This is a genomic window from Candidatus Tenderia electrophaga, from assembly GCA_001447805.1.
Classification (GTDB): domain Bacteria; phylum Pseudomonadota; class Gammaproteobacteria; order Tenderiales; family Tenderiaceae; genus Tenderia; species Tenderia electrophaga.
In genome coordinates this window covers 2,093,403-2,111,225 of record CP013099.1, presented here as the reverse complement: position 1 = coordinate 2,111,225, position 17,823 = coordinate 2,093,403, and the positions used below count along the sequence as shown (strand labels likewise).

General features: G+C 57.6%; 18 protein-coding genes and 1 pseudogene. 10 read left to right on the top strand and 9 right to left on the bottom strand.

Annotation, left to right across the window (positions count from 1 at the left end; translation table 11 throughout):
- On the top strand, positions 1-180 hold the full coding sequence (locus tag Tel_09685) for a tetraacyldisaccharide 4'-kinase (protein ID ALP54811.1): 180 nt from the start codon (positions 1-3) through the stop codon (positions 178-180).
- Complete coding sequence (locus Tel_09680) at positions 180-959, top strand: 3-deoxy-manno-octulosonate cytidylyltransferase (GenBank protein ALP53399.1); 780 nt, start codon at positions 180-182, stop codon at positions 957-959. Before Tel_09685 ends, Tel_09680 begins: the two co-directional genes overlap by 1 nt.
- Here Tel_09680 and Tel_09675 read toward each other — a convergent pair.
- Complete coding sequence (locus Tel_09675) at positions 928-1,200, bottom strand: hypothetical protein (GenBank protein ID ALP53398.1); 273 nt, start codon at positions 1,198-1,200, stop codon at positions 928-930. The two genes, Tel_09680 and Tel_09675, sit on opposite strands and share 32 nt — an antisense overlap.
- 108 nt (positions 1,201-1,308) lie before the next feature.
- Here Tel_09675 and Tel_09670 point away from each other — a divergent pair, with 108 nt between their 5' ends.
- On the top strand, positions 1,309-1,758 hold the full coding sequence (locus tag Tel_09670) for a phosphotyrosine protein phosphatase (GenBank protein ALP53397.1): 450 nt from the start codon (positions 1,309-1,311) through the stop codon (positions 1,756-1,758).
- 87 nt (positions 1,759-1,845) lie between these two features.
- Here the strand turns inward: Tel_09670 and Tel_09665 are convergent, their stop codons facing one another.
- Positions 1,846-4,326: a ribonuclease E gene (locus Tel_09665; protein ID ALP53396.1), complete on the bottom strand. Its 2,481-nt coding sequence runs from the start codon at positions 4,324-4,326 to the stop codon at positions 1,846-1,848.
- 626 nt (positions 4,327-4,952) lie between these two features.
- Between Tel_09665 and Tel_09660 the strand changes: the two genes are divergently transcribed.
- From Tel_09660 to Tel_09650, 3 genes are all read left to right on the top strand, one after another.
- Positions 4,953-5,897 (top strand): 23S rRNA pseudouridylate synthase, encoded by a 945-nt coding sequence (locus Tel_09660; GenBank protein ID ALP53395.1) that lies wholly within the window; start codon positions 4,953-4,955, stop codon positions 5,895-5,897.
- Positions 5,898-5,903: 6 nt separating this feature from the next.
- Positions 5,904-6,563 (top strand): HAD family hydrolase, encoded by a 660-nt coding sequence (locus Tel_09655; protein ID ALP53394.1) that lies wholly within the window; start codon positions 5,904-5,906, stop codon positions 6,561-6,563.
- Positions 6,564-6,635: 72 nt separating this feature from the next.
- The gene (locus tag Tel_09650) at positions 6,636-7,604 is read left to right on the top strand and encodes a peptidase S49 (protein ID ALP54810.1); all 969 of its coding nucleotides are present in this window, start codon (positions 6,636-6,638) and stop codon (positions 7,602-7,604) included.
- A gap of 18 nt (positions 7,605-7,622) precedes the next feature.
- On the opposite strand, the gene Tel_09645 is transcribed toward Tel_09650, so the two are convergent.
- Positions 7,623-9,176: a 2,3-bisphosphoglycerate-independent phosphoglycerate mutase gene (locus tag Tel_09645; GenBank protein ALP53393.1), complete on the bottom strand. Its 1,554-nt coding sequence runs from the start codon at positions 9,174-9,176 to the stop codon at positions 7,623-7,625.
- A 262-nt stretch (positions 9,177-9,438) separates the two neighbouring features.
- On the opposite strand from Tel_09645, the gene Tel_09640 reads away from it, so the two are divergent.
- Entirely contained in the window at positions 9,439-10,671 is a 1,233-nt protein-coding gene (locus Tel_09640) for a hypothetical protein (protein ALP53392.1), read from the top strand.
- Positions 10,672-10,699: 28 nt separating this feature from the next.
- Here Tel_09640 and Tel_09635 read toward each other — a convergent pair whose 3' ends face one another.
- Positions 10,700-11,263: a hypothetical protein gene (locus tag Tel_09635; GenBank protein ALP53391.1), complete on the bottom strand. Its 564-nt coding sequence runs from the start codon at positions 11,261-11,263 to the stop codon at positions 10,700-10,702.
- Between the two features lie 206 nt (positions 11,264-11,469).
- Here Tel_09635 and Tel_09630 point away from each other — a divergent pair, with 206 nt between their 5' ends.
- The gene (locus Tel_09630; GenBank protein ALP53390.1) at positions 11,470-12,015 is read left to right on the top strand and encodes a hypothetical protein; all 546 of its coding nucleotides are present in this window, start codon (positions 11,470-11,472) and stop codon (positions 12,013-12,015) included.
- On the opposite strand, the gene Tel_09625 is transcribed toward Tel_09630, so the two are convergent.
- The 4 genes from Tel_09625 to Tel_09610 form a co-directional block, all read right to left on the bottom strand.
- Positions 11,999-12,796: a hypothetical protein gene (locus tag Tel_09625; GenBank protein ID ALP53389.1), complete on the bottom strand. Its 798-nt coding sequence runs from the start codon at positions 12,794-12,796 to the stop codon at positions 11,999-12,001. The genes Tel_09630 and Tel_09625 overlap by 17 nt on opposite strands.
- Before the next feature lie 84 nt (positions 12,797-12,880).
- On the bottom strand, positions 12,881-13,258 hold the full coding sequence (locus Tel_09620; GenBank protein ALP53388.1) for a scaffolding protein: 378 nt from the start codon (positions 13,256-13,258) through the stop codon (positions 12,881-12,883).
- Positions 13,259-13,283: 25 nt separating this feature from the next.
- On the bottom strand, positions 13,284-13,772 hold the full coding sequence (locus tag Tel_09615; GenBank protein ALP53387.1) for a hypothetical protein: 489 nt from the start codon (positions 13,770-13,772) through the stop codon (positions 13,284-13,286).
- A gap of 150 nt (positions 13,773-13,922) precedes the next feature.
- A complete protein-coding gene (locus tag Tel_09610; protein ALP53386.1) occupies positions 13,923-14,942 on the bottom strand; it encodes a hypothetical protein in 1,020 nt (339 codons plus the stop codon).
- A gap of 314 nt (positions 14,943-15,256) precedes the next feature.
- Between Tel_09610 and Tel_09605 the strand changes: the two are divergent.
- Positions 15,257-15,658: pseudogene (locus tag Tel_09605) on the top strand (nickel-responsive regulator).
- Positions 15,659-15,784: 126 nt separating this feature from the next.
- Here Tel_09605 and Tel_09600 read toward each other — a convergent pair.
- Positions 15,785-16,750 carry a hypothetical protein gene (locus Tel_09600; GenBank protein ID ALP53385.1) on the bottom strand — a complete coding sequence of 322 codons (966 nt, stop codon included), beginning with the start codon at positions 16,748-16,750 and terminating at the stop codon, positions 15,785-15,787.
- 242 nt (positions 16,751-16,992) lie between these two features.
- Here Tel_09600 and Tel_09595 point away from each other — a divergent pair, with 242 nt between their 5' ends.
- Complete coding sequence (locus tag Tel_09595; GenBank protein ALP54809.1) at positions 16,993-17,778, top strand: ATP-dependent DNA ligase; 786 nt, start codon at positions 16,993-16,995, stop codon at positions 17,776-17,778.
- Positions 17,779-17,823 lie beyond the last annotated feature (45 nt).

The following is a 17,823-nucleotide window of genomic DNA, read 5'->3' as shown; positions in this document are numbered from 1 at the left end:
ATGAATAGAAAACTATTGGATATCTTGGTGTGCCCGGTGTGCAAGGGGCCCTTGAAATATCACAAGGAACAGAATGAATTGGTTTGCCGGGCCGACCGGCTGGCCTACCCCATCCGCGACGACATCCCGGTAATGCTCGAGGACGAGGCGCGGCGCATGAGCCTGGAAGAAGTCGAGTAGTGCGGTTCACCGTGGTCATTCCGGCGCGTTATCAATCGACGCGTCTGCCCGGCAAGCCCTTGCTGGATATTGCCGGCAAACCCATGATTCAACACGTCTACGAACGGGCCCGTGAGAGCGGCGCGGATCGGGTCATTATCGCCACCGACGATGCGCGTGTGGCAGAGGCGGCTGCAGGCTTCTCCGCCGAGGTGTGCATGACCTTGGCGGAGCATGGCTCCGGCACCGAACGCTTATCGGAAGTGGTGGGCAAAATCGGCCTGGAGGATGGCGCCATCGTGGTCAATCTACAGGGCGATGAACCTTTGATGCCGCCCGCATTGATTCACCAGGTGGCCCAAAATCTTGCAGCGCATGGAGCGGCCAGTGTGGCCACATTAATGGAGCGAATCCATAGCGCCGGCGCGCTGTTTGACCCCCACTGCGTCAAGGTGATCAGCGATCGCGAGGGCTACGCCCTTTATTTCAGCCGCGCCCCCATTCCCTGGGACCGGGATGCGTTCTCGGTAACCACCGAAGAATTGCCGCAGCAGGCGGTGCATTACCGTCACATCGGCTTGTATGCCTATCGCGCCGGGTTCATCCGCCAGTACGTCAGCTGGCCGGTCACCGAACTTGAAAAGATGGAATCGCTGGAACAGCTGCGGGTGTTATGGCACGGCCATAAGATTCACGTCGCCGAGGCCCAAGCCTGTGCCGTGGCGGGCGTCGACACCGAGGCCGACCTGGCGCGTGTACGCTCCGAATTTAAAGCAGATGAGAAACGTTTAGATCGCTGAAGGCGGGATGCAGGCCACCGCTTTCGCGGTCCACCACCGGCAGGGTAATGGTGCCCGGCACCTTGCGATGGGCTTCGCCATGTTGGTCCGCCTGGATGGTGGTAGAGGGGTCGTGGTGCTGCAGGATTAGCGCTGGAATATCTTCAAGGATCTCTATAATCTTGCAACGCCGACCGTCATAATCGACTTCCTGTCCGATCAGGTTGCGCAGATTGTCGACATTAATGGAATGGCTCTGCATGTTGCTTTACCTTATTCGTGCCAGGTTATAATAGCCTGGAAAAATATCTGAGTGAAAGTATAGATTAATTCGCAGGTCCCTGTCATGGTTAAAGTCTTATTCGTCTGCATGGGCAATATCTGCCGTTCACCGACCGCCCACGGACTGTTTCTTAAAATGATTGAAGATGAATCCCTGTCCCATCTCATCGACGTGGATTCGGCCGGCACCCATGCCTATCATGTCGGTGAAGCGCCCGACCCCCGCGCCCGCGATGCGGCGGCGCGACGCGGCATTGATCTCGAGCGCTTGCGGGCGCGCAAGGTGACGGCGGAGGATTTTGACCGCTGCGACTATGTATTGGCGATGGACCGGGACAATTTTGAGCGCCTGGAAATGATTTGCCCCGCCGGCCAGGAAGCAAAGCTGCGCCTGTTTCTGGATTTCGCGGCGGATCAGCCGGTGCGCGAGGTGCCCGACCCGTATTACGGTGGCGAGAGCGGCTTTGAGCGGGTGTTGGATTTGATCGAAGCGGCGTCCCTCGGCCTGCTTGACGATATTCGCGCCCGCCATCTCTGACGCGCGCCTCTCTTGATCACCCCAGAATGAAAGGGCCGGGGCACAGCAATGTGCCCCGGCCCTTGGGTTTGGGTGACGCTGTATCGACTACTCGTGGACGCCGCGCTTTTCCGCGGTGACCGGCGGGGGTGTCTCCTTCCTTTCTTCAGCAGGCGCCGGTAGATCCATACTTTTCTGCACCGGTTCGGGCGCCTTAGGTTTGAGGTCTACCACCGGTTTGGCTTCAGCCTTGGGAGGCGCGTCGCCTTTAGCGGGCGCATTATTAGCGTCGCGTGGGGGGTGGTCAGATTTGGTCTGAGTGGGACCTGCTTCGGCAACGTCGCCAGCCGGCTTGGGTCGCTCCGCGGCGAGCGGGGACGTTTCAGTCGCCTTAGGTGTTTCCTCCGTTGTCTGGGGAGAACGGCGCTTGGGCTTGGCTTTGGCATCCGCCGAGTTCGGCTTGGCGTCGTTGGGGGCGGTTTTCTGAGGTTTGTCGGAATCCGCCTTTGTCGGCTTGTCGTTAGATGGGTCGCCGCTGCTTGACGTCCCGTCCCGTTGCTGCGACGGCTTGCTGCCGCTGGGTTTGCGCCGCCGCCGGCCGCCGCGACGACCGCGTCGGCTTTCCCCCGCCGGGCGCTGCTGCTTTTCACCCTCGGTCGCCTCTGCGCCGGGTGCTTCGGTGCTCGCCTCAGATGCGGCAGTGGCGCTGCTTTGGGGTTTGTCGTCATCCTGCTTGCGGCCGCCGCGGCGGCCGCGCGCTTGGCTCCCGCCCCGGCGTGACGAGGTACGCTCACGGCCGCTGCCGCCGCGCGATTGACTGGCGCGGCGCGGCGACGGCTTGTCAGAAGATCGCGCCGTTTGTTCTTCCTCCTGGGTGGCTTCAGGGGTGTTGTTGCCGAACAGGGTGTTCCACATGCGCTTGATAAAGCCGGCCTCGGCATTACGTTGCGCTTCTGAGACATTGCTGGAGGCGGGGGGCGTGGGACGCGGCGCCGGCGTCGCCGGCTGCACGCTCCTGACCGCGGGTTGTTCGGCGTAGGCCTGGCGCTTGCTTGAGGTTTCCTCTTCCGGTTCGATGTCCTTGATGATTTGATAGCTGCTGGTGGCGTCACTGTCTCTGAGGTCGTCACCCTTGACCCGCCTGACGTCGTAATTGGGCGTCTCCAGTGCCGGATTGGGTAGCAACACCACGTGGATTCCGTGGCGGGCTTCGATCTCGCTCACTGAATTGCGCTTTTCATTAAGCAGAAAGGTGGCCACTTGCAGTGGCAACTGGGCCTCGATGCGGGCCGAGTTTTCTTTCATCGCCTCTTCCTCGATCAGGCGCAGGATGGAGAGAGAGAGGGATTCCACATTGCGGATCGAGCCTTCGCCCTTGCAGCGCGGACAGGTGGTCTGGATCGATTCTTCCAGCGACGGACGCAGGCGCTGGCGTGACATCTCCAGCAGGCCGAAACGCGAAATGCGCCCCACCTGGACGCGGGCGCGGTCCATCTTCAGGGCCTCGCGCAGGCGGTTTTCCACCTCGCGCTGGTTGCGTGACGGGGTCATGTCGATGAAGTCGATGACGATCAGGCCGCCCAGGTCGCGCAGACGCAGTTGACGGGCGATCTCATCGGCCGCCTCCAGATTGGTGTTGAGGGCGGTCTCTTCGATATCGCCGCCCTGGGTGGCGCGCGAGGAGTTGATGTCGATGGAGACCAGCGCCTCGGTGCGGTCGATGACGATGGCGCCGCCGGAGGGCAGGCGTACCTCGTGTTGGAAGGCGGTCTCGATCTGGCTCTCCACCTGGTAGCGCGAGAACAGGGGCACGCTGTCGTCGTAGAACTTCACCTTCTTCTTGTTGTGCGGCATCACCTGGGTCATGAAGTCCTGGGCGTAGTCGTACACCTCTTTGGCGTCGATCAGGATCTCGCCGATGTCCTGGCGGAAATAGTCGCGGATGGCGCGGATGATCAGGTTGCTCTCCTGGTACACCAGGAAGGGTGCGGCGCGCTCCTGGCCGGCCTTTTCGATGGCCTGCCATAGGCGCACCAGGTAATCCAGGTCCCATTGCAGTTCTTCGGTGCTTTTGCCCACCCCGGCGGTACGCACGATCACGCCCATGCCTTCGGGGATCTCCATGGCCGCCATGGCCTCGCGCAGCTCGCTGCGATCCTCGCCCTCGATGCGGCGCGATACGCCGCCGGCGCGCGGATTGTTGGGCATCAATACCAGATAGCGACCGGCCAGGCTGACAAAGGTGGTCAGGGCGGCGCCTTTGTTGCCGCGTTCTTCCTTATCCACCTGGACCACGACCTCTTGGCCCTCTTTCAGAATCTCCTTGATATTGGGGCGGCGGTTTTCGTCCTGCGGCTGTTTGGCATAACTATCGGGGGCAATCTCCTTCAAAGGAAGAAATCCGTGGCGTTCCGAGCCGAAGTCGACGAAGGCGGCTTCAAGGCTGGGTTCGATGCGGGTGATTTTTCCTTTGTAGATATTGGCCTTTTTCTGTTCCCGGCCGGGAAGTTCGATATCGAGGTCGTAGAGGCGCTGGCCGTCGACGAGGGCAACACGCAACTCTTCTTTCTGGGTTGCGTTGATTAACATTCTTCTCATTTTTAACTGTCTCCTGGGCGTCTGCCCCGTATTACAGGCGGGCGGAGACTGAAGGAACTCGTGCAATTCACTGCAGCGCAGCATGGATGTCACATGTCCGGAGGACGGTGACGCTCGCGGGTCGCTAATTTTCGCTACTCTGTCACCCGGGGCCGTTCCGGCGCCCGGGTGAGGTTCGAATTCGTTAATGCTCGACCTGCTCGGTCCTGCTGTCGACTGACAGGGTTCATTCAGCTGCCCGTGTACCACGGGTACGCCAATGTTCGTTTAATTTCGCGTCAATACTGCTAGTTGTGTCAGCCCTGACGGGCCCCGCGCTTATTTGCGCAACTTCATGAAAATTTGGCAAACCTTCATGAAGTGATAAAATTTGTTTCCTTTGCCAGCGTAACTATTGGCAGTTGTAAGTGTTTTTTGACAATACCGTGCGCAGATTGGTTCGTCGTCGTGACTTTCACGCTAAGGCTCAAAATTTGCACTCTCGGTATTGCAACGTAGGCGCGGTAGGGATGAAAAGGCATCCTGTAGAATGCAGTCGCCCGCCGAGCACCACCTCCAGAATATATCATGTTACCCTCCCGCTGGAAATATGTTTCAGGCTTAAAAAGTGATTATAAATGACTGATTTTTCGGAAAATGCACATCAGGGTGTGCAAATGATCGAAATCGACGCCGAGCGCGCCGACCAACGCGTCGACAATTTCCTGCTGAGTGTGCTCAAAGGCGTGCCCAAGAGCATGATTTACCGGCTGCTGCGCACCGGCCAGGTGCGCGTCAACAAGGGCCGGGTGAAGCCTCCCTATCGGTTGCAAAGCGGCGATGTGATCCGTATTCCGCCCATGCGCTTGGCGGATAAGCCGACGGTCGAGCCGGGCCGCGGGGTGTTGGCGCGCATAGCGCGTGGTGTGCTCCACGAAGATGACGCCCTGATCGTGCTCAACAAGCCGTCGGGGATCGCCGTGCATGGTGGCAGCGGCATCAGCTATGGCGTGATCGAGGCCATGCGCACGCTCAAACCGGAGTGCCGCGGTCTGGAGCTGGTGCACCGGCTCGATCGTGACACCTCGGGGTGTCTGCTGATTGCCAAGAAGCGTTCCGCCTTGCGGCGTCTGCACGAGGCCTTGCGCCAGGGGGAGGTGAAAAAACTTTACCTCGCCCTTTGCCAGGGCAAGTGGCGCGGCGATGGTCGAGTGATCGACGCGCCGCTGCGCAAGAACAGCGTTAGCTCCGGCGAGCGCATGGTGCGAGTCAGCGCCGACGGCAAGGCGGCGGCCAGCGGCTTTACGCCTAAGCAGCGATTTAAGCGCGCGACCCTGATGGAGGTGGAACTTTTCACCGGCCGCACCCATCAAATCCGCGTCCATGCCGCTCATTCGGGGCATCCCTTGGCCGGTGACGACAAATACGGCGACAAGGTGTTCAACAAGGAAATGCGCGAATATGGTGTTAAAAGGCTGTTTCTACATGCTTACCGCCTCGAATTTCCTTGGGAGGGCGGCCGGCTCACCGTGACCGCGCCGTTGGATGAGTCCTTAGAAGCAGTTCTGGAAAGGTTAACTTAATCGTCCATGTCCGCAAAATTTGATTTGATCGTATTCGACTGGGACGGCACCCTGATGGATTCCGCCGCCCGTATTGTGGCCTCGCTGCAGGCGGCGGGGCGGGATGTGGGCTTGCCGCGCCGCAGTGACGCCGAATGCCGCAACATCATTGGACTGGGCCTGCAGGAAGCCATTAATACCCTGCATCCCACCATGGAGCCGCACCACGCGCCCCATTTTGTTGAGCGCTACCGCCATCACTTTCTGGTTGCGTGTCCCCTGCCAGAAGTGCTCTTCGACGGGGTTCATGAGATACTGCAAGCGCTGGAGCGGCGCCGCCTCTGGCTTGGCGTGGCGACGGGTAAAAGCCGCCAAGGATTGGATCGTGCGTTGGACCATACCGGCTGCAAACGCTATTTCCATGCCACCCGCTGCGCCGATGAAACCTGTTCCAAACCGGATCCCATGATGTTGCGGGAGATCATGGCGGATCTGGATGTGGCGCCCGAGCGTACCCTGATGGTGGGCGATACAGAGTACGACTTGGAAATGGCGCGCCGTGCCGGCGCCGAGGCACTGGCGGTCACGTATGGCGCCCATGAACCGCAGCGCCTAGAAAGTTTCGCGCCGCTGGCCTGCGTGGACAGTGCTACGGCGCTGGCAACGTGGCTGGCCGACAACGCATAGCTTAGAAAGGACCGAGTGATGCAAGATGGCAATAATCGATCGGGTGAGCAGGACCCTTGGACCGGCAACCCCATTGTGGATGAGAAAGACGCAAAAAAGAACGGCGACAATGAGGCCTGGGAGCGCGAGCTCATCACCAATCTGGCCATGGGCGCACTCAAGGAGCAACGCCGGGCGCGGCGCTGGGGGATTTTCTTCAAGCTCTTGTTCGTCGCCTACCTGGTCGTGTTTCTGGTGGCCATGCTGCCGGGGCGCGACGGGGCGCTGTCGGTGACCAAAGCGCATACGGCGCTGATCGAAATACGCGGGGTCATCGCCGCCGATGCCGAGGCCAGCGCCGACAATATCGTGACCAGTCTGCGCGACGCCTTCGAGTCCAGCCATGCCAAGGCCATTATCCTGCGCATCAACAGCCCGGGCGGCAGCCCGGTACAGTCCGGGTATGTGTATGATGAAATCCAGCGCCTGCGCGGCCTGTACCCCGACAAGCCGGTATACGCGGTCATCTCCGACATGTGCGCCTCAGGCGGTTATTACATCGCCGCCGCGGCGGACGAGATCTATGCCGATAAGGCCAGTATCGTCGGGTCCATCGGTGTCACGATGAGCGGTTTCGGCTTTGTCGAAACCCTGGACAAACTGGGTGTGGAGCGGCGCATGCTGACCGCCGGCGAAAATAAGGGCTTTCTTGATCCCTTTTCGCCGTTGAGGCAAGAGGAAGTGGCACACATCAAATCCATGCTCGACACGATTCATCAGCAGTTTATCGATGTGGTCAAGGCGGGTCGCGGTGAGCGACTGAAGCATGAGGAGGCCTTGTTTTCGGGACTGGTCTGGACCGGTGAGCAGAGTGTAGAGCTGGGGCTGGTCGATGATCTGGGCAGTGCCAGTTATGTGGCGCGCGAGATCGTGGGGCAGAAAAAGATTGTTGACTACACCGTCAGACCCGATCCCTTCGAGCAGTTCGCCAACCGGTTGGGGGTGGTGATGGCGGAGACCTTTGCCCGCATTACGGGCATGGAGGCGGGGACCATCCGTTAGGGTCCCGGCCCCGGTGGGCTAGGCCGCGGCGGACGAATCGACCGGCTTGAGCAGCAGCGAATGGCCGCTCATGGCGCCGGGCTGTTTCAGTCCCATCAGTTGCAACACGGTGGGCGCGATGTCTTTTAGGCCGCCTCCGGGCGCCAATTTCCAGCGAATCTGATCGATAATCAGGCAGGGCACCGGATTGACGGTGTGCTGGGTGTGGGGGGCGCCGGTGTCGGGGTCCACCAGTTGTTCGCAATTGCCGTGATCGGCGGTCAAGATCACCGAATAGTTTTCCTTCACCGCCATGTCCAGTACCCGACCGACTTCCCGGTCCAGGCTTTCCACCGCCTTGATGACGGCCTCGCGCTTGGCCGTATGGCCCACCATGTCGCCGTTGGCGAAGTTGACCACGATAAAGGCATGACGCTGAGCGCGGAGCTTTTCGATCACGCTGTCGGCCACGGCGGCGGCGCTCATTTCCGGTTGTTCGTCATAGGTCGCCACCCTGGGGGAGGGGACGATCAGGCGCTCCTCATGGGGAAAGGCGTCGCCCCGGCCGCCGTTGAAAAAATACGTAACGTGGGCGTATTTTTCCGTTTCGGCGCAGTGAAACTGGGCCAGGCCGGCATGGTAAACGGTCTCTGCCAGTGTCGCCTCGGGCTGTTCCTGGGCAAAGGCATAGGGCAGATCGAAGTGATTGTCGTAATTCGTCATACAGGTGACGTGCAGGGGGCTGAATCGGCCGCGGTCGAAGCCGTCAAAATCGGGCCTCGCCAGGGCGGCGGTCAATTGGCGGGTGCGATCCTTGCGGAAGTTGAAGAAGACCATCGCGTCGTCGGCGTTTAGGGGGCAGGCGTCGGGCAATACCGTGGGGGTGATGAATTCATCGGTTTCGCCGGCGGCGTAGGCCGCGTCGACAGCCTGACGTAGGGAACGTACGCGTCTACCACAGGCGTTTGCGACTGCCTGCCAGGCACGCTCGGTGCGTTCCCAGCGTTTGTCGCGATCCATGGCGTAATAGCGCCCGCTGACCGTGGCCACTGCGCCGTTGGCACGTGCCAGGGCGGCTTCCAACTTATTGACATACTCAATCGCGGACTGGGGCGCGGTGTCCCGGCCATCGGTGATGGCGTGCAACAGGGGCGTGACGCCATGGCGTCGGCACAGCTCCAACAGGGCGAAAAAATGACGCATGTGGCTGTGGACACCACCGTCCGAAATCAGGCCGACGATATGCAGCGGTGTGTTGCGGGCCTTGGCCTTTTCCACGGCCGCGCAGAGCACCGGATTTTGGTAAAAGCTTTCATCTTCAATGGCATCGTTGATGCGCACCAAGTCCTGACGCAGCACCGCGCCGGCGCCCATGGTCAGGTGTCCTACTTCTGAGTTGCCCATTTGTCCGTCGGGCAATCCCACTGCCCGGCCTGCGGCGCACAGCGTGGTCAGAGGATAGCGTGCGAAATAGTCGTCCAGTCGCGGTGTGGAGGCGGCGGCGATGCCGTTGTTGATCTTGCTGGGGTTGATTCCAAAGCCATCCAGGATGATCAGTAGGGTCGGTCTCCGGGGCGGGGTATGGGTGGACATTTTGCAACGGCTCCTTGGTGACTGCAAATGGTTCGGCAGGGTACGGCTTGATTGGGCAAAAATCACTCCCCCGTATGGACGGCAAGGCGGTGGTTTTCTTGAGGCCTGAAACCGGCTTTTTGGGCGGCATTTTCGTTAAAGGACCTGGGGCCGAATACCGATATTAATCTTGAGCCTAGGTCAACAGCGGCTCGCGCCATTTCGGGGCGATCTCGGAATCCGAGCGAAGTGATTGATTTGCAAAAAAGTTATGAGGCCCGCAGTGAATACCAAATTTGCCCAAAAGTTAGCTCTCGCCGTGCTCCCCGGCATGATGATCATCGGTTCCCAAGCCTTCGCCATCACCTCCCAACAAACCGCGCAGCTCGATTCCGCAGGCGTTGATTTGAACTGTTTCCATTGGCAGCAACAAGCGGAGCGCGTGAACGCGTTCTCTTATCGCTGCAAAAACGGGGCATTTGCAACCGCCACAGCAGGTGAGCAAAGCCGACTGGGGGATGCTTACTATTACGGTGACGAGGTCACTCAAGACTACGACGCGGCGGCCAAATGGTATCGCAAGGCCGCGGCGCAGGGCGATGCCTATTCCCAGTTCAGTCTGGGCTATATGTACAGCAAGGGCGAAGGGGTGCCTCAGGACACTTGGCTGGCGCTGAAATGGTTGTCCAAGGCCGCGGAGAATGAATTTGCGGCGGCACAATACGCGCTTGCCGATATGTACTATTACGGTGAAGGCGTCGCGGTGGATTACCGCGAAGCGCTGCACTGGTATCGCCGAGCGGCGAATCAAGGATATGCCTTTGCCCAGTACAGCTTGGGGTTTATGTATAAGAAGGGCATTGCCGTCGAACGGGATCTCAAACGTGCCATGGCATGGCTGCAAAAGGCCGCCGAACTGGCGCATCCCGAAGCCCAGGCCAGTATCGGGCACATGTATCTGGACGGCGAGGGCGTCGCACGTGATGCTTCGGTCGCCTTCGAGTGGTTTTTCAAGGCCGCCATGCAGGGTCACGCCGGTGCCCAGAACAATATCGCCTATATGTACCGCACCGGTCTCGGTGTGGAACAGGATGTGAATCGCGCCTTAATGTGGTACCGCAACTCAGCACGCCAGGGATATGCGACGGCGCAAGCCAGTCTGGGGTTTATGTACCACAAGGGCATAGGTATTGAGCAGGATTATGCTCATGCCGTGCGTTGGTATCAGCTGGCCGGCGTACAAGGTGAATTGAGCGCCCAGTTCAATCTGGGGCTGATGTACATGCAGGGCGAAGGTGTGGCCCGGGATTTGAACAAGGCTGCGGAGTGGTTCCTGGCCGCCGCGCGCCAGGGGGATGCCGAGGCCCAGTATTATGTGGGCACGCTTTACCAAAACGGTTGGGGCGTGGCGCAAAACATTCAGAAGGCGTTGGAATGGTTCCGCCTGGCAGGTGAATCAGGCCATGCCAAGGCCAAGCATGAGATCGAGCTGCTGGCCGCCTCTCAGTCTGTCTAAGACCGAGTCTTCCCTGATTCTCTAGACCCTAGTGGTGGAATTTCATCCACCACTCGGTGGCCATTTTTTCCGCGTTGATTATTTCCTGTTGATTCAGTTGTGGGGCCAGCGCCGCGCGGGCGTCGACGGCGTTCTGGTGGTCCATGGCGGCGGCAATTTCATACCACATGTAGGCCTTGACCCGATCTCGGGGCACGCCGTGCCCTTCGGCATAGGCGATGCCTAATAGATACTGGGCCAGCGCCAGACGTTGTTCCGCCGCCAGGTTCAGCCAATGCAGGGCCTGCTCGTCGTCACGGTCAATGCCGTCGCCGCGAATGTACATCAATCCCAAAGTGAGTTGGGCCTCGGCGACGCCTTTTTCGGCCAGCTTGGTATACCAAAAGGCGGCCTGGGCCGTGTTCTGTTCGACACCGTCGCCGGCCTGATAGCGATTGGCGAGATCCGATTGGGCCTGGGTATCGCCCTGTTGAGCGTGGCGTGTGAGCTCGTTCAACTGTTGCTGTGTCAAAGGTGCGGCCATGGCGGAACTGCCGAACACGGCCGTGGCGGCGATAATTGCGAGGGAGACGATCTTTCTGCTAAGTGTCATTCTCAATATCCTGAATGTTGACTGCCCATGCAGCCGATTATATGGGATTCAGGCATTTGACCCAAATTACCGAGACGGGTTCGCGGGCGCTGGAAATAGTGCCGCACAGTGCTCAAACCGATATCCAGACATGGGCGAAAGCACTTGTAGTCATTAACGAAACTTCGTATCGTCAGGAGTTGATGAATAACACGGGGCGAAACCTTATGTGGCGCAGTTCAATCACCTTTTTGCTGTTCTCGGCGATCAGCTGGGTGGCTGTGGCGGAAACCTATTCGACTCCCCGCTTGGCTGAAGATGGCATCCATGACCCGGAAAACGAAGCGATTCAGATCCTCCAGGAGCCGGTTGAGGCCATGGTGGATTTTCCCATGGATCGCCGCGGTATGGTCGACTGGGTCCAGGCCCTGCGCAGCGGCAAAATCAATCCCCGCCGCAGTTTAAGTGGTGACGAATTCGGTGGTGAGATGATGCTGGAGATGGATATGGATATCATTATGAAACAGACCGCCAACATGCCCCATGTCCGCTTTCCCCACCTTGCCCATACCGAATGGCTTACCTGTAGCAATTGTCATTTCGATATCTTCATTCCCCAATACGAGGCCAACCCGGTGAATATGGAAAAAATACTCAAAGGTGAGTACTGTGGCCGCTGTCATGACAAGGTGTCCTTCAGTCTGTGGACCTGTGAACGTTGCCACAGCGTACCGCATGAGAATTCTTCCGAGGCCTTCAGGCCCGTCCCATGAATCTTCCTAGGCTGCGCCAGCGGTTGGCGCGCTTGAGCTGACGCAGCAGGCCGCTCAAATCTATTTCCAACTCGGTTTCCAGACGGCGAGCTGTCAGCTTGCACGAAGCGGATAATTGCAGGGTGCGTTTGTCTCTGGCGGCGTGGATGATCAGATTGCCCTTATCAATGACGGGCAACAGCAAAGTGTTATTCTCGAACAGTTGTTGAATAAGCGCACCGGTGTGTCGAATCTCTTCCGCCGGATGATCCCAAAGATTGATGGTAAAGATACCTCGGGGCGAGAGCCGCTCGCGGCAGGACTGGATGAACTCGAAGGTTTTAACCGAGTGTGCTACGCCGTCATGATTGAAGGCATCCACTAGGATTAGATCGTAATGCTCGAATCTCCCCAGGCCTTGGTTTAGAAACCGTGAGGCCTCAGTGGTGAATATTTCCAGATTCGATTGTGCGGGTAGGGCGAAGTAGGCATGGGCGAGTTTAACCACGTCGGCTCTCAGTTCGACTGCATCAATGCTGCAGTCGCGAAAGTGGTGCAGAAAAAACCTGGCTAATGAACCGCCGCCAAGCCCGATCAGCAGGACCTGTCGTGGCGCGGGATGAAACAAAAGACAGCCCATCATGGCCCGTGTGTAGGAGAGCGTGAGCCTGTGAGGTTGGCTCAGATCCATGCTGCTTTGTTTGGCGCCACTCCCCAGATAGAGCGAACGCTGATCTCGCTCCTGGGTGATCTCGATTACACCGTCGTCACCGCTGCAATGGAAGATGACGGTCTCTGACATAATCGGAGATCATTGTCGCTTTATACATAAAGCCCGGCAGTTGCCGGGCTGTTGGCTGTTCCAAAGTATTGCTGAGGTATCGCCTCAGTGTTTCCCCTGATAGTCCGTTATGGCGGCCTTGATGGCGTCTTCCGCCAATACGGAACAGTGGATTTTCACCGGTGGCAGAGCGAGTTCTTCGGCGATTTCGCTGTTCTTGATCTGAGCCGCCTGGTCCAAGGTCTTGCCTTTGACCCACTCGGTCAGCAATGAGCTGGATGCAATGGCGGAACCGCAGCCGTAGGTTTTAAAGCGCGCATCCTCGATGACTCCCTCGGCGTTGACTTTGATCTGCAGTTTCATCACGTCTCCGCAGGCCGGCGCACCCACCATGCCGGTGCCGACGTGTTGGTCGCTCTTGTCGAAAGCCCCTACGTTTCTGGGGTTTTCGTAGTGATCAATTACCTTTTCACTGTAAGCCATCGTGTATACCTCCTGATTCCGGCGGTTAAGCCATTGAAGTCTGTTTGTCGTTGTTCTCTCGCTTTCCCCACACACCGTAAGCGTCGAGATCATTGTTATCTGAGCCGCTGGTCACCTTGGGTCTATGGCCAGCAACCAGGTCATTGAGGGTGATATTGGCTAAATAATCGGTGATGCAGTTGCTCAGTTGTTCCCACAATTCCTGGGTTTTTTGATGCCGTTCATCAATCTTCATCATCTTTTCTTTGCCCGTCTTTTCATCGACGGCGGCGATAATTTCGGCAATGGTGATTTCGTCAGGCGATCGCGCCAGGCGATAACCGCCGCCCGGGCCACGGGTGCCTTTGACCAGTTCGGTTTGCCTTAAACGGGCAAACAGCTGTTCGAGATATGATAACGAGATTCCTTGAAATTCCGATATATCAGCCAGCGTCACGCGATTCCCCTGATTGGCATTCAGGGCAAGATCAAGCATCGCTGTGATCGCATATCGTCCTTTAGTTGAAAGTTTCATGGCTAAAACGCCTCCAGAAAAAACTTATCAAAATAGTCAGGAATTAGTTTGGCACGAAACAGGGCGCTTATCAATTGCAATTAAGGATATTTAACATGGTTTTGCAATTGCCTGGTCTATATCCCCTTCCTATATTAAGAAGGGGTATTGCTACGGAAGAGATTTGTCTTGTAGCAATTTTTCCAGTGTGCTCTGTATGAACCAACCCATCCGGACGCCCAGCGGCTTCTTGATTGAGTAGCTAAGTGCATAGACATCCTTGGCGTTGATTTGTTCAAGCAGATAGTCATCGCTGGTTTTGAGCTCGTCCACCAGGCTCATTTCCAGGGCCCGTTTGGCCGGCCAATGTTCGCCGGTGGCGATGCGGTCGACGTCAACGGAGCTGCGCTGTTCAGCGATAAAGTCCTTGAATAATGAATGGGTGTCCTCAAGCTCTTCCTTGAATTTTTGCCGCGCCTTGTCCGTGTTTTCGCCGAACATGGTGAGCGTGCGCTTGAATTCTCCGGCCGTCAGTTGCTCGAATTCGATATCGTGCTTCTTCAGCAAACGGTGGAAGTTGGGGATTTGGGCGATCACGCCGATGGAGCCGATGACCGAAAACGGCGCGGCAATGATCTTGTCGGCAACACAGGCCATCATATAGCCGCCACTGGCGGCGATCTTGTCCACGGAAACAATCAATGGAATGTCTTTCTGTTTCAGTCGCATCAATTGCGACGCGGCCAGGCCGTAGGCATGCACCAGTCCGCCGCCGCTTTGCAATTTAAGAAGTACTTCGTCTGCGGGTGTGGCGACGCTCAGGATGGCGCTGATTTCCTCGCGCAGGGAGGCGAGCTGGGTGGCGCGGATATCGCCGTCAAAATTCAGCACAAAGACGCGTTGGCGTGGTTCGGCGTTGCCGCGTTTGAGCCGTTTGGTACGGTCTTTAAGCTGCTTTTTTTCGTGCTTAAGCCGTTTTTTGAGTTGGAACTTGTCCAACGTGCTAGCCTCGATGGTATGGGCCATCTGTTCGTATTTGTCATTCAGCTTTTTGACCTCCAAGTGCTCACGAGCGCCCTCACGCCCGCGGCTGGCCAACAGGATGATAGCGGCGACGATGGCGATAATCGCGATAACGATGGTGACGGTCTTGGCCAGAAATAGGCCGTATTCGGCTATGAAAGCAGACACTTAGATGACTCCCGGGGTGATTTGCGTAATGGGCGGTTAGTATAGCCTGTTGAAAAAGCGCTGCCTAACGGCGTTTAAACACCCTGTGACAATGACAGGGGCCTTTCGGATTGAATGGAAAAAGGGGCAGCTGGCAGGGACAAAGCGACGAAGGCTAGAATGGTCATAACGCGGGCCAATGGAATTAGAATCATCATACTTCTGTCGCTGGCGGTTTTTATGGAAAAAATATAAAAATAAAAAGGTATTGTTCTGGTCTCGCGCGTATTTTTGCGATACTAGAATCATATTTTTCATGTAGTTAGGAGAAAGGGATGAGTAAATTGGTACGCTTCGGGGTATCCATAGAGGATGAGCTGCTGCAGCGCTTTGACCGGGAAATCGAGAAAAAGGGCTACTCGAACCGTTCCGAGGCGATACGTGATCTTATTCGCGATCAGATCGTCACTGAGGAGTGGACATCCGACCAGGAAACCGTGGGAACTATCACGATCGTATATGACCATCACACGCGCGACCTATCGGGCAATCTGACCCATATTCAGCACTCGTTTGAAGGGGAGATCAAGTCGGTGCTGCACATCCACTTGGATCACCACAACTGCCTGGAGGTGCTGGTGGTGGCGGGCAAGGCGCGCCTGTTGCAGCAGTTCGCCGATCAACTGGTGAGTATCAAAGGGGTGAAGCACGGCAAGCTGACCATGGCGACCACCGGTGCGGCCATTCCCACCAAGGGAGCGCACCACCCTCATGACCCGGCAAGCCCTCATTCCCATGACTGATGCATCAAAAAAGGGCCTTACGGCCCTTTGGGAGTGTCGCCTGTTTGGCGATCGCCAGGCTTAGAACTCGACCGCCAGTTGCACGGTGAGCAGGTTCTTGTCGTTACCGGTACCGCCAGCGGCGCTGCTGTAATCCTCGTACATGCCATATTCGGCGCTGAGGTAGGTATTCTCGTAGATCTCCTTGGAGAGACCGACCAGGATCAGGTGTTCCGGCAGCTCGAGGTTGACCGCCTCATCGGTGCCCTGGTAGCCGATCATGGCGGTGCTCCAGCCAAAGTCGTAGCCTGCCTCAAGGTTGACTGCCGTGGGCTCGGCGCCGCGGCCGTTGAATCCCAGGTCGGCGACATTGTATTGATCGGAGGCCATGTATTCGAAAAACACCGCCAGCGGCCCCCGGGTGTAGTTGGCATGCAGCGCCATGGCGTTGACGTATTCCTGCAATGTATGCGGGTAGGTGCCACCGCTGAGGGTATCTGAGGTGGTATCGCCATCGGCAATGTTGCTGATGTAGTCCAGCCCCACGTCGAGGCTCATGTCGCCGTCTTCCCAGAGGTAGCCAATGGAGCCGCCGACGCCATCGATGGTTTCATCGCCGTTGTTGCCCGCCTCGATGGTGTCGCCGTTGAAGGCATAGACCGCGCCGTATAGGCCGTTGTCGCCGACATAGCTCAATACCGCAGCCGCCTCGCGGGTCTCGCCCAGCTCAATGGTCAATGGGTCGGTGATGAAGTGACTCTCGAAGCTGCCGAAGGGGACATACATGCGGCCGGCGCTGACGGAAAGGCCATGATCGAGGCGGACACTGATAAAACCTTCGTCCACTTCCATGGGCTCAGTGTCGTCGTCCTCATGCAGCATCAAGAGGTGGGCGCTGACGCGGTCATTGAGTCGCGCATCAACCCCCAGTTCGATGGTCGCCAGCACGATATCGCTGTAGTCTGCGCCGGTGAATTCGTCGCCGACGAACAGTTCGGCCTCCACCAAGCCCCCGAATTCGAGTTCTGCGGCCTGGGTGCTATGCATTCCTAGCGCCAGGGGCAGGAGGGCAATGCTGCAGTATTTTATTGATTTCATAGTATTTTCCTTGTGGTGTTTTATCTACGTTGCACGAACATACGGCTGCCGCGAGCGTGCGTGACACGAAAAATAATATCGTGATACCATTGCTTAGCACAACATGAATTGGCAGGCGGTCGCTATGCGTAGTCAGTACGTGCCCGTCCGACTTAATCTTTATCCATAATTTTAAGGAGTTAATCGCGATGATGAACCGTACCTCCCTCGCCCTGGCCTGCCTGATGGGACCCGTGCTGGCGGCTGGCACCGCCCAGGCGCACTTCCAGATGATTGTCCCGAGCGATGATATGGTCAAACAGGATGAGTCACGCACCATCGATCTCGATCTGCTGTTCTGGCACCCCTTTGAGGGGATCGGCATGAACATGGTCAAACCTGAAAAGTTTGGTGTGGTGGCCCAGGGTGAGGATCATGATCTGCTGTCCAACCTGAAGGCGGGCAAGACCCAAGATCGGGAAGGCAATCACTTCACCACGTTCACAGCGGATTACTCATTTAAACGCCCCGGTGATCACATCTTTTACGTCGAACCGCAACCCTATTGGGAGCCGGCGGAAGAGAGTTTTATCGTGCACTACACCAAGGTGGTGGTGAACGGCTTCGGTATGGAAGCGGGCTGGGATGAGGAAATCGGTCTTAAGACCGAAATCGTGCCCCTGACTCGGCCATACGGCCTATGGACCAATAATGTCTTCCAGGGCATCGTCAAGGTCAACGGCGAGCCGGTCCCGTACAGCGAAGTCGAGGTGGAGTATTACGCCCAGGATGCAGGCATCGAGCCGCCGGCCGATCCCATGATTACCCAGGTGGTCAAGGCGGATGAAAACGGCGTATTCACTTACGCCATGCCGAAACAGGGATGGTGGGGGTTCGCTGCCTTGAATGAAGACGAGAAGACTATGAAGCACGAGGGCAAGGACTATCCGGTTGAGATCGGCGCTGTACTTTGGGTGCATACCCATGATATGAAATAAGGCTCGAATTTGGCCACCGACAGGTGGCCTTTGTTTTTTTTGGGT

Bases quoted from the DNA above. Each gene is read 5' to 3' on its own strand.
- Tel_09600 (ALP53385.1), bottom strand. From the start codon at position 16,750: ATGCATAGCACCCAGGCCGCAGAACTCGAATTCGGGGGCTTGGTGGAG.
- Tel_09595 (ALP54809.1), top strand. From the start codon at position 16,993: ATGAACCGTACCTCCCTCGCCCTGGCCTGCCTGATGGGACCCGTGCTG.
- Tel_09635 (ALP53391.1), bottom strand. From the start codon at position 11,263: ATGACACTTAGCAGAAAGATCGTCTCCCTCGCAATTATCGCCGCCACG.
- Tel_09665 (ALP53396.1), bottom strand. From the start codon at position 4,326: ATGTTAATCAACGCAACCCAGAAAGAAGAGTTGCGTGTTGCCCTCGTC.
- Tel_09615 (ALP53387.1), bottom strand. From the start codon at position 13,772: ATGAAACTTTCAACTAAAGGACGATATGCGATCACAGCGATGCTTGAT.
- Tel_09620 (ALP53388.1), bottom strand. From the start codon at position 13,258: ATGGCTTACAGTGAAAAGGTAATTGATCACTACGAAAACCCCAGAAAC.
- Tel_09645 (ALP53393.1), bottom strand. From the start codon at position 9,176: ATGTCCACCCATACCCCGCCCCGGAGACCGACCCTACTGATCATCCTG.
- Tel_09670 (ALP53397.1), top strand. From the start codon at position 1,309: ATGGGCAATATCTGCCGTTCACCGACCGCCCACGGACTGTTTCTTAAA.
- Tel_09660 (ALP53395.1), top strand. From the start codon at position 4,953: ATGACTGATTTTTCGGAAAATGCACATCAGGGTGTGCAAATGATCGAA.
- Tel_09675 (ALP53398.1), bottom strand. From the start codon at position 1,200: ATGCAGAGCCATTCCATTAATGTCGACAATCTGCGCAACCTGATCGGA.
- Tel_09630 (ALP53390.1), top strand. From the start codon at position 11,470: ATGTGGCGCAGTTCAATCACCTTTTTGCTGTTCTCGGCGATCAGCTGG.
- Tel_09655 (ALP53394.1), top strand. From the start codon at position 5,904: ATGTCCGCAAAATTTGATTTGATCGTATTCGACTGGGACGGCACCCTG.
- Tel_09625 (ALP53389.1), bottom strand. From the start codon at position 12,796: ATGTCAGAGACCGTCATCTTCCATTGCAGCGGTGACGACGGTGTAATC.
- Tel_09685 (ALP54811.1), top strand. From the start codon at position 1: ATGAATAGAAAACTATTGGATATCTTGGTGTGCCCGGTGTGCAAGGGG.